Source organism: Micromonospora sp. NPDC004704, assembly GCF_053601675.1.
On the sequence record NZ_JBSGCD010000021.1, the window covers coordinates 100,696 to 114,498 of the forward strand.

Consider the following 13,803-nt stretch of genomic DNA (forward strand, 5'->3'; position numbering starts at 1 on the left):
GCGGGTTAGCGCCGGCCGGCGGCCTGACCTACCGTAGTGACCGTGACGGATCTGGTGATCGGCGCGGACGGGCTGTCCCGGTGCGGTTGGGGCGCGAGCACGCCGGACTATGCGACATATCACGACCAGGAGTGGGGACGGCCGCTGCGCGGCGACGACGCCCTCTTCGAGCGGCTCACCCTGGAGGCGTTCCAGTCCGGGCTCTCCTGGCTGACCATCCTGCGCAAGCGCGAGGCGTTCCGGGTGGCGTTCGACCGGTTCCACCTGGAGACCGTCGCCGGGTACGACGAGTCGGACGTCCAGCGGCTCCTGGGAAATGCCGGAATTGTCCGTAACCGGAGCAAGATCGAGGCGGCCATCAACAACGCCCGCGCGGCGCTCGACCTGCCCGACGGGCTCTCCGACCTGCTCTGGAGCTTCGCGCAGACCCGGCAGCGGGCCGAACCACTCACCTTCGCCGACGTGCCGGCGCGTACGCCGGAGTCGACCGCCCTGGCCAAGGCGCTCAAGCAGCGGGGCTTCCGGTTCGTCGGCCCGACCACGGCGTACGCGCTGATGCAGGCCACCGGAATGGTCGACGACCACCTGGTCGGCTGCCACGCCCGGCGGACGAACCCCACCGGTCGTTCCGAGGCGCCGGTAGCGGCCGTGATGGGATAGACCCATGGGTCAGCGGAACGAGGCTCGGGCATGAACGCCTGGGCGGTGGTCATCAGCGACGAGCGGTACGAGGCGGAGCGGCTCTACCACCACGACAGCGTGGAGTTCACCGGGCTGGAAGGGCCGCACCGGCCAGTCAACGGCGACCCGGTGCTGGTGCTGCGCGACGGCGGGAGCCCGCTCCTGGTGGCACTGGGCCGGGTCACCCCGTACGGGGTGGAGCAGGACCGGGACCCCGACGGTGAGGGACCCGGAGCACTGGTGGTGACGTACACCCGACGGGTTTTCGACGCCCCGACCGAGGTCCACCAGCTCACCCTCGACGGACTCCTGACCCCGGTCGACCCGGCCACCTACCGGACCCTGGCCGACCTGGTCGGACCGCCGCGCGACCGGCGAACCTGGCTGGTCAGCCTGGACCTGCCGATCGAGGCCGCGTCACCGGCCGAGGCGGTCGGAATCTTCTGGTCCTACGTACGCGACCTCGGGCCCCAGGAACTGCCGGCGTTCGTCTCCCCGGCCGGGAACGAACTGGCCATGCAGGCGTTCGTGCTCGGCGTCGAGGCCAACCAGGATCCGGAAGAGGACGACGACTAGGACCGCCCCTAAGGTGGCCGCGTCCCGACGGCGGCGGGACCCGTCCCGCCGCCGTCGGTGTCCCGCAGGAGCGGCTCAGCGGCCGACGAAGACCGGCCGCTGCTTGTCGACGAAGGCCGCGGTGGCGGCCCGGTGGTCCTCGGTGGCACCACAGATCGCCTGCGCCTGAGCCTCGGCCGCGAGGGCCTCGGAGAGCGTGCCGGCGTCACCGACCGAAAGCTGCCGCTTGATCGCGCCGTACGCCACGGTCGGGCCGGCGGCGAGCCGGGCGGCCAGTGCCTGCGCGGCCGGGAGGACGTCGTCGTCGTTCTCCACGAGTTGGGTGAGCAGGCCCAGCCGGTCCGCCTCGGCGGCCGGTACGGGCTCGGCCAGCATCAGCAGCTCGACCGCCTTGGCGTGCCCGACGAGTCGGGGCAGCGACCAGGAGGCACCCGTGTCGGCGGCCAGGCCGACGTTGGCGAAGGCCATCAGGAAGGTGGTCCTGGGTCCACCGATCCGGAAGTCGGAGAGGAACGCCAGCGACGCGCCGGCACCGGCGGCCATGCCCCGGACCGCGGCCACCACCGGCTTGGGCAGGTTGCCCAGCCGGGCCGCGATCGGGTTGTAGTGCGCCCGTACGGTGCCCAGCGGGTCGGCCCGGCCGGTGCGCAGGGTCTCGACGTGCTCGCGCAGGTCCTGACCGGTGCAGAAGGCCCGGCCGGCACCGGCGAGCACCACCGCGCGGCAGGAGCGGTCGGTCTCCAGCTCGGCGAGGGTGTCCCGTAACGCGACCTTGAGCGCGACGTTGAGCGAGTTCATCGCCTCGGGGCGGTTGAGGGTCAGGGTGACGACGGCGTCGGCACGCTCGATGAGCAACGGCTCGGTCACGATTTCTACGGGCCCTTCTGTCGGGGAACCTTGCTGACGTCGAGGCAGTGCTCGACGTACCGATCGGCGGCGGGACGCAGGCGTGCCGCATGCCGGTCGAAGAAGGCGGCCGCGCTGGTGCCGGGCCACCGTTCCGGCAGCAGCGCCGGAGGCAACTGCGGATCCCGGAAGAGGAAGGTACGCCAGGCGTGCACCAGGCGGAAGCGGGCCGCGTACGCGTCCTCGTCACTGCTGCGTACGGTCACCGCGCCGACCAGGGCGCGTTGTTCGGCGATGAACCCCTCGTAGGCCCGGCCGATCTCGTCGAGGTCCCAGGCCCGGCGGACCAGGCCCATCGCGCCCGGAGTGCCGGCGGCGTGCGAGGCCGAGAACCGCTCGTAGCGCACCCCGGCCTCGCTGAGGACCCCGTCCACCTCCTCACCGGTGCGGGTGGCTACCCAGGTCTGCTCGTCGATCATGCCGTACCCGAGGAAGGCGAGGCTGGTGTCGAGCCGCTGACGGTCCCGGCGGGCCGGTGGCGGTTGCAGCACGATGAGGTCGAACCGGCCATCCCAGCCGATCTTGCCGGTACGGTAGATTCGAGCAGCTGCCTCGTCCAACCGGCGGGCGGCTTTCGGGCTCAACAGATAACCGGGTCCGCTGCTCAGGCGGGCCGGATAGAGCCAGCCCTGACGGACCATGCGGGAGACCGCAGTCCGTACCGCCGGTGGCGCGATCCCCAGCGGTGCGAGAAGCTTGACCAGGGCGGCGACCGGCGCACGGCCACCTCGGCCGCGCAGATAGTCGCCGTACAGGTCGAAGAGTGCCGACCGTGCCTGCATGACCGCACATTGTGACAGCCCTTCGCAAGATATGCTAGACGCTGTTACAGCGTTGCTGGTTCGGTTTGGGTCCGGCGGTGTTCATCAGGGAAAATCGTGGGTCGGCACCGCGGGCCGTGAGCGCGGGTATGTCGACGAAGTGGATGTGGGGCAACCCACCGACCCTGGTGAAGGTCTGAGGGGAGACAACATGGCGGCGATGAAGCCGCGGACGGGCGACGGTCCGCTGGAAGTCACCAAGGAGGGCCGGGGCATCGTCATGCGGGTTCCGCTGGAGGGTGGTGGCCGGCTCGTCGTCGAGATGACTCCTGACGAGGCCAACGCGCTCGGTGACGCGCTGAAGGCCGCCGCGGGCTAAGTGATCACGAAGGTCCGGGCGCGCCGCGTGCCCGGACCTTCGTCCGTGCTGGGTCACCGGTGCTGCCGGTGACCCAGCACGTTACCCGGGCCCCGAGCGCGGTGAAGCCGCGTCGACGGCCTGCTCGTTCCACGATTCCCTGGAGGTACGGTCGGCGTGCTGACCATTCGTCTCGTCGCCGATCCCACCGGGTTCGACGCCCTCGCCCTGCCCGTCCGCCCCGTCGAAGCGACCGCGCCCGACCGGGGCCGGAGCACCGGGGAGACCGCCCGCGACGAGGGTCCCCTCGCCGAACTGCCGCCGACCGCGCTGGCCCTGCCGGAGGACCTGCTCGCCGAGGCGACCGCGCTGCTGCCGCTGGTCGAACAGACCGGTTCGGCGGGCACCACCCATCTCTCGGTCCGGGCGCTGCGTCAGCCCAGCCGGCTGCTGCTGGTCGGCGTCGGAGCCGCCGACGAGGCCGGTTGGCGGGCCGCGGGAGCGGCGATCGCCCGTACCACTCGTGAGACTTCGATCACTATAGCGATGCCCGCCGATGTCACCCCGGAGGCCGTACGCGGGCTGGCCGAGGGACTGTGGCTGGCGTCGTACCGGTTCCGACTGGCCCAGGCGACCGAGCCCGCCGGCCTCACCGAGGTGCTGGTCGCGGTCGCCGATCCGGCCGCCCACGAGCCGGCCCTCGAACTGGCCCGGGTGACCGCCCGGACCACCCGGTTCGCCCGCGACCTGATCAACACGCCGTCCTCGACCAAGTCGCCGCAGTGGCTCGCCGACCAGATCGTCGCCGCCGCGGCCGAGCACCCCGGGCTGACCGTCAGCATCCGGGAACCCGAGCAGCTAGCCGCCGAGGGCTTCGGCGGCATCCTGGCCGTCGGGAACGGCTCGGCCACCGGCCCGCGCCTGGTCGAACTGAGCTGGCACCCGGCCGGCGCGAGCACCCACGTGGTGCTGGTCGGCAAGGGCATCACCTTCGACACCGGCGGCATCTCGATCAAGCCGCGCGAGGCGATGAAGCTGATGCGCAAGGACATGGCGGGCGCCGCCGCCATCGTCGCCGCCACCCTCGGGGCCGCCGAACTGCGACTACCGGTACGGATCACCGCCCTCGCCCCGCTCGCCGAGAACATGGTCAGCGGCTCGGCGTTCCGCCCCGGTGACGTGATCCGCCACTACGGCGGCCTGACCAGCGAGACCACCAACTCCGACGCCGAGGGGCGGCTGGTACTCGCCGACGCGCTCGCGTACGCGGTCGAGCGACTCGCCCCGGACCTGCTGATCGACATCGCCACGCTCACCGGCGCCAACGCGGTGGCCCTCGGCAAGCGGCACGCCGCCCTCTACAGCGAGAACGACGAGCTGGCCGAGGCCCTGATCGGTGCCGGTCGTACCGCCGGGGAACTCGCCTGGCGGATGCCGCTGACCAACGACTACGTCGAGTACCTCGGCAGCGACATCGCCGACCTCTACAGCGCCCCGGCCAGCGGCGCCGGCTCGGTGACCGCCGCGCTCTACCTGCGCGAGTTCACCGGCCCCCTGCGCGACCGCTGGGTGCACGTCGACATGTCCGCACCCTCCTGGGCCGAGGGCAACGACGGCCCGGTGGTCAAGGGCGCCACCGGGTACGGCGTCCGTACGCTCCTGCGCTGGCTGGGCGACCTGGGCTGGCTGGGCGACCTGGGATAGCCCTCCGCCGCTCGGGTGGGGTCTGATCCGTTGTTACGCCACGGGGAACGTGCCCCGGATGGTTACGTGTTGGCCTGGGACGGCTTGATGCCGTAGGTACGCCGACACCGTGAGGACGCGACATGGCTTCGCTCAGCTACTCCACGTACGTCGCGCCGCCCAAGCCGGCGGTCTCCGACGACCTGCCGCCGGGCGAGACGGAGCGGAGATGGTCCCCGACCACCTCCACCCTCATCTCGGGCGAGCGCGACGCGATCCTGGTCGACGCCCTGCTGACCACGGCCGAGGCGACCGGTCTGGCCGACTGGGTAGCCGCCAGCGGCAAGAACCTGACCACGATCTTCATCACCCACGGCCACGGCGACCACTTCTTCGGCACGTCGGTGGTGCTGGACCGCTTCCCGGCGGCGAAGGTCGTGGCGGCTGCCCACGTGGTCGAGCGGATGCGCCAGCAGCTCGGCCCGAAGTGGCTCGACGGCATCTGGCGGGTCCAGTTCCCCAACCAGCTGTCCGACCGTCTGGTGGTCGCCGAACCGCTGGCCGACCACACCCTGGACCTGGAGGGCGAGCGGCTGGTCGTGGTCGAACTCGGGCACAGCGACACCGACGACACCACCGCTCTCTACGTACCGTCCCTCGAGCTGGTGGTCGCCGGTGACTCCGTCTACAACGACGTCCACCTCTACCTCGGCGAGGCCGCCAACGGAGGAATCGGGGCGTGGCATGCGGCCCTGGACACCGTCGCGGCGCTGAACCCCACCTCGGTGGTCGCCGGGCACAAGCGCGACGGCGCCGACGACGGGCCGCACATCATCGAGGAGACCCGCGGCTACCTGCGCGACTTCGAGGCCGGGATGGGACGGACGAACAGCACGCAGGAGTTGTACGACTACATGCTCGCGCTCTACCCCGACCGGGTGAACCGGGGCGTGCTGTGGAACTCGGCGCGGGCCGTGAAGGGCTGAACCCGGATCATCCCCGTTTGATCGCCGCCAGCAGTCCCTCACCAGACGGGAGCAGGGCCGGGATCCAGTCGTCGGACTCGCGTACCGCCTTGACGATCTCGCGTACGGTCACCGTGGTCAGATCGCGGGCAGCCGGGTCGCCGATCCGTCCGCCGGCCATCGCGCCGTGCAGGACGAGCGCGCCGCCGGGGCGCAGCAACCGCAGGGCGGCCTCGACGCAGGAGCTGTACTCGGTGGCGTCGGCGTCGGCGAAGACCAGGTCGTACACCCCGTCGGCCAGCCGGGGAAGCACGTCCAGGGCCCGACCGGTGATGATCCGGGTACGCCCGGCCGGGAAGCCCGCCTCCTGGAAGATCCGCCGGGCGATGCGCTGGTGTTCAGCCTCCACGTCGATCGTGGTCAGTACGCCGTCGGGCCGCATCCCCCGGAGCAGCCACAAACCGCTCACACCGGTGCCGGTGCCGATCTCGACCACCGAACGTGCGCTGCCGGCGGCGGCCAGTAGTCGCAGGGTCGCGCCGACACCGGGCGTGATGGCCGGCAGGCCGACCTCCCGGGCCAGGCTGCGGGCGGTCTGCAGGACCAGGTCCTCGGCGACGTACGCCTCGGCGAACTGGAGTGCCTGGGCGGTCATCGGGGTGACTGACCGGGCGACCATGGCGATGGCGTACCTCCGGAAACGGTGCGGGGTGGACGGGGGCGTTGCGCTATGAGCCTAAGGGCGTTGGTACGTGATCGACAGTCGTCCCACCTGTTCCCCGTCCACGCCGGACCCAACCGCTGAATGCTCTTCGGCTATCCGTGCAATCCTGGAGGCGGAACCCGTACGCCCCGACCGGAGAGCGGCTCACGCCGTGTGGTCGGCGAACGCTTTCCGGGACGGACTGGGAGGGCACGTGACCGACGGCTGGAACTGGCGCCAGCCCGACGGGACCCCGACGACGGCACCTGCGCCGCCGACGGTGGGCCCGCCGGTGGCTATGCCAGCGGGACCTGGTGGTGTCGGGGGCGGGATACCCCCCGTACCGGGTGGTGTCGGTGGGCCGCCGCCGTCGGCCTGGTGGTCGGACGCGATGGCCGACCCGTGGCGGGATCCGCGGACCCACACCGCGGTGGTGGTGCAGGCGCCCCCGCTCGCGCCGAGCGCCCTGCCGGAGCTGGTCACCGACCCGGACGCGCCGCGCCAGCGGGGGACCCGCCCGGTCTTCCTGGTCGCGCTGGTCGCCGCCCTGCTGGCCGGCACACTCGGCGGCACGCTGGGTTACGTCTTCGCGTCCCGGGCCGGGGTCGGCGGGGGCGGGACCACGGTGCTGGGCCGCCAGGGCAACGAGGCGCCGGCCGCCGCGCAGCGCAAGCCGGACACGTTGGCGGGGGTGGCCGAGCGGCTGGCCCCGAGCGTCGTGACCGTACGAGTCAACGGCAGCGGCGGTGCGAGCGTGGGTTCCGGCTTCGTCGCGTCCACCGACGGGTACGTGATCACCAACGACCACGTGGTCGAGGGGAGCAACGGGCGGGCGACGGTGGTCTTCAACGACGGGTCGACCACGGCCGCGACGGTGGTGGGCACCGACCCCGAGTCGGACCTCGCGGTGATCAAGGTGTCCCGGCCGGGTCTGGTACCGGTCGAGTTCGGTGACTCGGAGTCGATCGCGGTCGGTGACCCGGTGCTGGCCTTCGGCACACCGCTGGCCCTGGCGAACACCGTGACGGCGGGGATCGTCAGCGCCCTGGACCGGACGATCAGCGCCGGTGAGCCGGGCGGGCAGGTGCGGTACTACGCGGCGATCCAGACCGACGCGGCGGTCAACCAGGGCAACTCCGGTGGGCCACTGGTCGACGGCGCGGGCCGGGTGATCGGCGTGAACTCGGTGATCAAGTCGCTGGCGGTGGACGATTCGGCGGCCGGCAACATCGGCCTCGCCTTCGCGATCCCGATCAACCAGGCCAAGCGGGTCGCCCAGGAGATCATCGACACCGGCAAGGCGCGCCGTACGGTGATCGGCGCCCAGGTCAGCGGCGCCGGGGTCGGCGCGGAGGGCGGCGTACGGGTCGCCGGGGTCGATCCGGCCGGCCCGGCTGCCGGTGCCGGTCTGCGTACCGGTGACGTGCTGCTCCGGCTGGACGGCCGGGTCCTGGAAGAACCAACTGATTTGATCGCCTTGGTCCGGAAATACGCGCCCGGATCGGTGGTGACCGTCGAGTACCGTCGCGGCACCGATCGGCAGAAGGCGTCAGTGACACTTGCCGCAGATGCGAAGTAGCCGGTCCACACCCCCTCCCGCATCCGCCCCCGGCGTGCGTAGTCTTGCCCTGGACCGGTACGAGGAGGCGGCGAGGTGTTCGAAAACCTGAACTGGTGGGAGATCGGCGCGCTGCTGCTCCTGGCGCTGCTGATCTTCGGCGACAAGCTGCCGACCGTGATCAACGACGGCCTGCGGATGCTGCGCAACCTGCGCCGGATGGCCACCAACGCGACCGGTGACCTGAGTCGCGAACTGGGCACCGACATCCAGCTCGAAGACCTGCACCCGAAGGCGTTCATCCGCAAGCACCTGCTCAGCGAGGACGACGAGGCCGCGCTGCGCAAGCCGTTGCAGGGGCTCTACGACACGGTGAAGTCCGACCTCAGCGGCGTACACGACGAGCTGAAGGACGTGGCCGCCGCGACCGACCTGCGCAACGGGGGCCGTACGACGAGCGCGGCCGGCAACGGCTCCGGAGCGGTCAACGGCACCGCCGCCACGACTTCCACCACCAGCCCGCAAACCCGCTCATACGACGACGACGCCACCTGAGCGACGACGTCCCCCGAGATCGCGCAAATGTAGAGAAAGAGGGGCTTCGGTCGAGCGGGAAGCCACTCTTTCTCTACAAGAGTGCGGATCTTGAGGGGTGGGTTGGGGTGGTCAGCGACCGGCGGGGCGTAGGCCGAGGGGCTTGCCGATCAGCGACTCGCGGCGTATTGCGAGGCGGTCGGCGACCTTGTTCAGGGCCACCGAGGCGGGCGCGGTCGGGTCGGCGAGCACGATCGGGGTGCCCCGGTCACCGGCCTCGCGTACGCGGGTGTCGAGCGGGATCTGACCCAGCAGCGGGACCTGTGCGCCGACCACCCGGGTGAGCGACTCGGCGACCGCCGTACCGCCGCCTGCGCCGAAGACCTCCATCCGGGAGCCGTCGGGCAGTTCCAGCCAGGACATGTTCTCCACCACACCGACCAGGCGCTGGTGCGTCTGGAGGGCGATCGCCCCGGCCCGCTCGGCCACCTCGGCGGCGGCGGTCTGCGGGGTGGTGACAACCAGGATCTCGGCGTTGGGCAGCAGTTGGGCCAGGGAGATGGCCACGTCGCCGGTGCCCGGCGGGAGGTCGAGCAGGAGCACGTCCAACTCGCCCCAGTAGACGTCGACCAGGAACTGCTGCAACGCCCGGTGCAGCATCGGCCCGCGCCAGACCACGGCCGCGTTGCCGTCGGTGAACATCCCGATCGAGATGACCTTCACGCCGTGGGACTGCGGCGGCATGATCATGTCCTCGACCCGGGTCGGCCGGGCCTCGGTGCCGAGCATCCGCGGCACCGAGTGGCCGTAGATGTCCGCGTCGACCACACCGACGGAGAGCCCGCGGGCGGCCAGGGCGGCGGCCAGGTTGACCGTCACGCTCGACTTGCCCACCCCGCCCTTGCCGCTGGCGACCGCGTACACCCTGGTCCGGGAGCCGGGCTGGGCGAACGGGATGACCGGCTCCTCGGTCGCGCCGCTGCCGCCGCGCAGCCGCTGTTGCAGGGACTGCCGTTGCTCCGGCGTCATCACGCCGAAGTCGATCTCCACACCGGTGATCCCGGGCACCGCGGTCACGGCGGCCGTGATGTCCGTACGCAGCTTGTCCCTCAGCGGGCAGCCGGCGACGGTGAGCAGGAGCTCGACGCGTACCAGGCCGTCCGTTCCGACCTCGGCGGAGCGCACCATGCCGAGCTCCGTGATGGGCCGGCGGATCTCCGGATCGTCGACGGTGGCCAGGGCGGCCATGACCGCTTCCTCGACGGTGCTGACTGGTGCTGACATGACCGCCATGGTACGTCGCATACGGGATCCCGGTGGCGGTCGCGGGTACCCGGTGTGAGCGATCAGATTCGCAGCCGGGCGCCGGAGCCTGGGATCCGCCGGTTGGTCGGATGCTCGATCCGGCCCGCACGATGGACGCGGATGCGCCGATTTGAGGGTGGACGCCGTGCCCGTCCGGGTGTAACGATCGATGCGGTTGGCCGCGCGCCTAGCCCCTTGAGGCGCGCGGCTTGCTCTTTTCCCAGGTCAGAGCGCTGTCAGTGGTCGGCGCGGCGCTCACTCGACGTCCAGCTCGTCGACCGGTTCGTCGATGTTCTCCGCCGGCACCGGGCGGCCCGAACTCTGCTGCCGGTCCTTGCGGTACTGCCGCTGCTCCAGCCGCTGCCGGCGCTGGGCCTGCTCGTCCAGCTCCTCGGCCAGCCGGCTCAGCTCGGAGCGGAGGAAGTCGCGGGTGGCCACCTCGCCGAGGGCGATCCGGAGCGCGGCGATCTCCCGGGCCAGATACTCCGTGTCCGCCTTCTGCAGTGCCGCCCGCCGCCGATCCTCCTCGGCCGCGAGCCGGTCCCGGGCCGCCTGCCGGTTCTGTGCCAGCAGGATCAGCGGCGCCGCGTACGACGCCTGCAACGACAACAGCAGGGTCAGGAACGTGAAGGTGTACGGGTCGAAGCGCAGTTCCCGGGGCGCGAGCGTGTTCCAGAGCAGCCAGATCGCGATCACGATGGTCATGTAGACGATGAAGTTCGCCGTACCCATGCCCCGGGCGATCGCCTCCGACCAGCGGCCGAACGCCTCCGGGTCGAACCGGGGCAGGCGCAACCGGCGCGGCTCGCGTGGCTGGTCGAGCCGTTCCACCCGACGCGGCTCAGTCATCGTCGCCCACCGGCGTACGCCCGTCGCCCCGGCCGCTCGCCTCGCCAGACCTGGCCGTCGTGCTCACCGCCGCGTCCCGGTCGCGCCAGTCGGACGGCAGCGAATGATCGAGTACGTCGTCAACGGTGACCGCGCCCACCAGCCGGCTGGACGGGTCGATCACCGGGAAGGCGACCAGGTCGTACGTGGCCATCCGGCGGGTGACCTCGTTCAGTCCGGTGGTCGGTTGCAGCGGGTCGATGTCGTTGATCAGCAGGTTGCCGAGCAGTTCCGCCGGGGGCTCGCGGAGCAGCCGCTGGAAGTGCACCATGCCGAGGTACCGGCCGGTCGGGGTGGCCATCGGCGGCCGGACGATGAAGACCTGGGCGGCGATGGCCGGGGAGAGCTGCGGGTCACGGATCCGGGCCAGCGCCTCGGCGACGGTGGCGTCCGGCGGCAGGATCACCGGCTCGGAGGTCATCAGGCTGCCGGCCGTACCGGACTGGTACTTCAGCAGTTGACGTACCGGATCGGCCTCGTCCGGTTCCATCATGTCGAGGAGCATGTCCTGCTCCGGCGGGGGCAGCTCGCTGAGCAGGTCGGCGGCGTCGTCCGGGTCCATCTCCTCCAGCACGTCGGCGGCCCGTTCCCGGTCCAGCCCGGCCAGGATCTCCACCTGGTCGTGCTCGGGCAGCTCACCCAGCACGTCGGCCAGGCGCTCGTCGTCCAGGGCGGCGGCGACCTCGTTGCGGCGGGCGTCCGGCAGGTCCTGGAGCGCGTTGGCAAGGTCGGCCGGGCGCATGTTCTCCAGCACCGAGAGCAGGTTGGCGGTGCCCCGGGTCTCCGGCAGCCCGAGCAGGCCGCCCGCCCGTTCCCACTCCAACTGGTGCAGGTGCCCCCGGCGGCTGAGCCGGCTGGTCTGCTCCCGTACGGCGACCCGGGTCAGGGACCATTCGCCCTGGCGGTTGGCCTCCATCGCCACGTCGACGACGGTGCCGGGGCGACCGGTCGGTTCAATGATCACCCGCCGGTCGAGCAGGTCCTCCAGCACCAGCAGCTCGTTCGGGCGTTTCTCGAACCGGCGCAGGTTGAGCGTGCCGCTGGCGAGCAGCACCGACTCGGCGTCGATGGTGGTGATCCAGTTGATCGAGAGGAAGATCCGCCGTCGCATCGCCAGCTCCGCCACCAGCCCCACAACCTGGGGATTGCGGCTGGAGGTCCGCAGTCGGGCGACCGCGTCCCGGATCCGGCCGACCTGATCTCCGTTGGGGTCGAAGACGGCCAGTCCGGCAAGACGGGCGATGTACACCCGGGTCGGCGTGGTCACGTGGGTCAGCCTATGCGCCTAGGCTTTACCAACATGTCGACCTTGGCGTACGAGATCGTGGACGTCTTCACCGACCGTCCCTTCGCCGGCAACCCGCTCGCGGTCGTCTTCGACGCCCAGGCGCTGGCCACCGAGCAGATGCAGATCATCGCGCGGGAGTTCAACCTCTCCGAGACGGTGTTCGTGCTGCCGTCGACCGCCAGCACCGCGACGTACCGGGCCCGGATCTTCACCCCGGAGCGGGAACTTCCCTTCGCCGGGCATCCGAGCATCGGCGCCGCGGTGACCGCCAGTAGGCGCGGCTGGTTCGGGGCCGGGCAGGTGGTTCAGGAGTGCGGGGCCGGGCTGCTTCCGATCGAGGTGGCCGGCGACCGGGCCACGGTCACCGGTGCCGGACCGACGCTCGGCCCCGAACTGGACGTGGAACCGCTGCTGGCGATGGTCGGGCTGACCTCCACGGACTTCGTCGGGCCGGCTCCCCGGGTGGCCGGCTGCGGGCTGGAGTTCCCGTACCTGTCGGTCCGGGCGGAGGCACTGGGCCGGGTGGTGCTGAACGCCCCGGCGGCGGTACGGGCCGGAGTCGAGCACCTGAGCGTCTTCGCCTGGCACGCCGACGAGCGGACCGCGTACGCCCGGGTCTTCGCCCCCGGTGTCGGGGTGCCGGAGGATCCGGGCACCGGATCGGCCGCCCTCGGCCTGGGTGTGTGGTTGGTCACCAGCGGGCTGCTGCCGGGGGAGGGGATTTCGTCGTACACCGTGCGGCAGGGTGCGGAGATCGAGCGCCCGTGCCTGCTGGAGTGCACGGTGACCGCGGCCGACGGGGTCGCGCTCGGCGCCACGGTCGCCGGCCAGGTGGTCCCGATCGCCGCCGGCCAGATCACCGCCCCGCCCTTCGTCGGCTGATTCCCGCACCGGCGATCGCGGTCGGTCAACGGCGCCGGCCGGCGGCGTTCGGGTCGGGCCCGCTGGACTATCCGGGGGCCACTACTGCTCCGGTAGCTGCGACGAGTGGTGGTTGACGATCAGCCACTCTCCCTTTCGCAGCTCGTAGACGAAGGTGTAGCGAGCTTCGACCTTTCCGGCCGCGCCGCCCTCGGTCACGGTGAACTCGTAGACACCGGTGTCGATCGCTGCCCGGTCGCTGAGGATTTTGACCGTCGAGTCCTTGATCGTGCCGCGCGGCTTCTTCTCCAGGAAGTGGTCGAAGTAGTCGACTATCCCCGCCCGGGTCTTGCGCACCTCGTTCGAGACCGTCGGAAGGAGGACGGCGTCCGGGGCGTACCGGTCGGCGACCTTCGCCGGGTCGCCGGTGGCCAGGGCTTCGTCCCAGCCCTTGAAGAGATTCCTGATCTGCCGCTCGGTCGGCCGGGTCGACGCGGGTGGGTGGTTCGGCGGTGCCGCGGGGGTGAACAGCGCCCACGTTGTGGCGGCCGGCGTCACCACGGGTGGCCCCGCCGCGGCGGTCGTGCCGGTGCCGTCTCCGATGACCAGGGCGGCGCCGAGCACACCGGCGATGAGGGTACGGGTTGTCCGTCGCACTTGCGCTCCTTGACTAGAGAGGCATCTGCGAATGTGAATATACATACTGTAGACAGTCTTCAGGCGGCCGGGGTGTCCA

General features: G+C 71.3%; 15 protein-coding genes. 8 read left to right on the plus strand and 7 right to left on the minus strand.

The genetic code is table 11. The features are described 5' to 3' along the window. The first annotated feature begins 42 nt into the window (after window positions 1-42). Both ACWEFB_RS25455 and ACWEFB_RS25460 read left to right on the plus strand, forming a co-directional pair. Window positions 43-660, plus strand: a complete 618-nt coding sequence (locus tag ACWEFB_RS25455) for a DNA-3-methyladenine glycosylase I (RefSeq protein WP_452289258.1) — start codon at window positions 43-45, stop codon at window positions 658-660. Window positions 661-690: 30 nt separating this feature from the next. Further along, window positions 691-1,257, plus strand: a complete 567-nt coding sequence (locus ACWEFB_RS25460) for a hypothetical protein (RefSeq protein WP_452289260.1) — start codon at window positions 691-693, stop codon at window positions 1,255-1,257. A gap of 75 nt (window positions 1,258-1,332) precedes the next feature. Here ACWEFB_RS25460 and ACWEFB_RS25465 read toward each other — a convergent pair whose 3' ends face one another. Together ACWEFB_RS25465 and ACWEFB_RS25470 are read right to left on the minus strand one after the other, a co-directional pair. Next, window positions 1,333-2,124, minus strand: a complete 792-nt coding sequence (locus ACWEFB_RS25465) for an enoyl-CoA hydratase-related protein (protein ID WP_326562406.1) — start codon at window positions 2,122-2,124, stop codon at window positions 1,333-1,335. 5 nt (window positions 2,125-2,129) lie between these two features. Further along, entirely contained in the window at window positions 2,130-2,945 is an 816-nt protein-coding gene (locus tag ACWEFB_RS25470; protein ID WP_326562407.1) for a PaaX family transcriptional regulator, read from the minus strand. Between the two features lie 190 nt (window positions 2,946-3,135). Between ACWEFB_RS25470 and ACWEFB_RS25475 the strand changes: the two genes are divergently transcribed. The 3 genes from ACWEFB_RS25475 to ACWEFB_RS25485 all read left to right on the plus strand — a co-directional run bounded on the left by ACWEFB_RS25475 (window position 3,136) and on the right by ACWEFB_RS25485 (window position 5,951). Continuing rightward, complete coding sequence (locus ACWEFB_RS25475) at window positions 3,136-3,303, plus strand: DUF3117 domain-containing protein (protein ID WP_007455245.1); 168 nt, start codon at window positions 3,136-3,138, stop codon at window positions 3,301-3,303. A 156-nt stretch (window positions 3,304-3,459) separates the two neighbouring features. Beyond that, a complete protein-coding gene (locus ACWEFB_RS25480) occupies window positions 3,460-4,986 on the plus strand; it encodes a leucyl aminopeptidase family protein (RefSeq protein WP_452289263.1) in 1,527 nt (508 codons plus the stop codon). Window positions 4,987-5,108: 122 nt separating this feature from the next. After that, the gene (locus ACWEFB_RS25485) at window positions 5,109-5,951 is read left to right on the plus strand and encodes an MBL fold metallo-hydrolase (RefSeq protein WP_452289265.1); all 843 of its coding nucleotides are present in this window, start codon (window positions 5,109-5,111) and stop codon (window positions 5,949-5,951) included. 7 nt (window positions 5,952-5,958) lie between these two features. Here the strand turns inward: ACWEFB_RS25485 and ACWEFB_RS25490 are convergent, their stop codons facing one another. Beyond that, on the minus strand, window positions 5,959-6,585 hold the full coding sequence (locus tag ACWEFB_RS25490) for an O-methyltransferase (RefSeq protein ID WP_452289315.1): 627 nt from the start codon (window positions 6,583-6,585) through the stop codon (window positions 5,959-5,961). Between the two features lie 262 nt (window positions 6,586-6,847). On the opposite strand from ACWEFB_RS25490, the gene ACWEFB_RS25495 reads away from it, so the two are divergent. Both ACWEFB_RS25495 and ACWEFB_RS25500 read left to right on the plus strand, forming a co-directional pair. After that, window positions 6,848-8,212, plus strand: coding sequence for a S1C family serine protease (locus ACWEFB_RS25495; protein WP_452289267.1), 1,365 nt, complete (start codon window positions 6,848-6,850; stop codon window positions 8,210-8,212). 75 nt (window positions 8,213-8,287) lie between these two features. Next, window positions 8,288-8,746 (plus strand): preprotein translocase subunit TatB, encoded by a 459-nt coding sequence (locus ACWEFB_RS25500; RefSeq protein ID WP_452289269.1) that lies wholly within the window; start codon window positions 8,288-8,290, stop codon window positions 8,744-8,746. Between the two features lie 111 nt (window positions 8,747-8,857). Here the strand turns inward: ACWEFB_RS25500 and ACWEFB_RS25505 are convergent, their stop codons facing one another. From ACWEFB_RS25505 to ACWEFB_RS25515, 3 genes are all read right to left on the minus strand, one after another. Beyond that, a complete protein-coding gene (locus ACWEFB_RS25505; RefSeq protein ID WP_452289271.1) occupies window positions 8,858-10,009 on the minus strand; it encodes an Mrp/NBP35 family ATP-binding protein in 1,152 nt (383 codons plus the stop codon). A gap of 276 nt (window positions 10,010-10,285) precedes the next feature. Then, a complete protein-coding gene (locus ACWEFB_RS25510; RefSeq protein ID WP_326562412.1) occupies window positions 10,286-10,879 on the minus strand; it encodes a DUF1003 domain-containing protein in 594 nt (197 codons plus the stop codon). Then, window positions 10,872-12,185: a magnesium transporter MgtE N-terminal domain-containing protein gene (locus tag ACWEFB_RS25515; protein ID WP_452289273.1), complete on the minus strand. Its 1,314-nt coding sequence runs from the start codon at window positions 12,183-12,185 to the stop codon at window positions 10,872-10,874. The genes ACWEFB_RS25510 and ACWEFB_RS25515 overlap by 8 nt, the downstream gene beginning before the upstream one ends. A 33-nt stretch (window positions 12,186-12,218) precedes the next feature. Here ACWEFB_RS25515 and ACWEFB_RS25520 point away from each other — a divergent pair, with 33 nt between their 5' ends. Further along, entirely contained in the window at window positions 12,219-13,088 is an 870-nt protein-coding gene (locus ACWEFB_RS25520; protein WP_452289275.1) for a PhzF family phenazine biosynthesis protein, read from the plus strand. Window positions 13,089-13,169: 81 nt separating this feature from the next. Here ACWEFB_RS25520 and ACWEFB_RS25525 read toward each other — a convergent pair whose 3' ends face one another. Continuing rightward, window positions 13,170-13,724: an SgcJ/EcaC family oxidoreductase gene (locus tag ACWEFB_RS25525; protein ID WP_452289277.1), complete on the minus strand. Its 555-nt coding sequence runs from the start codon at window positions 13,722-13,724 to the stop codon at window positions 13,170-13,172. Window positions 13,725-13,803 lie beyond the last annotated feature (79 nt).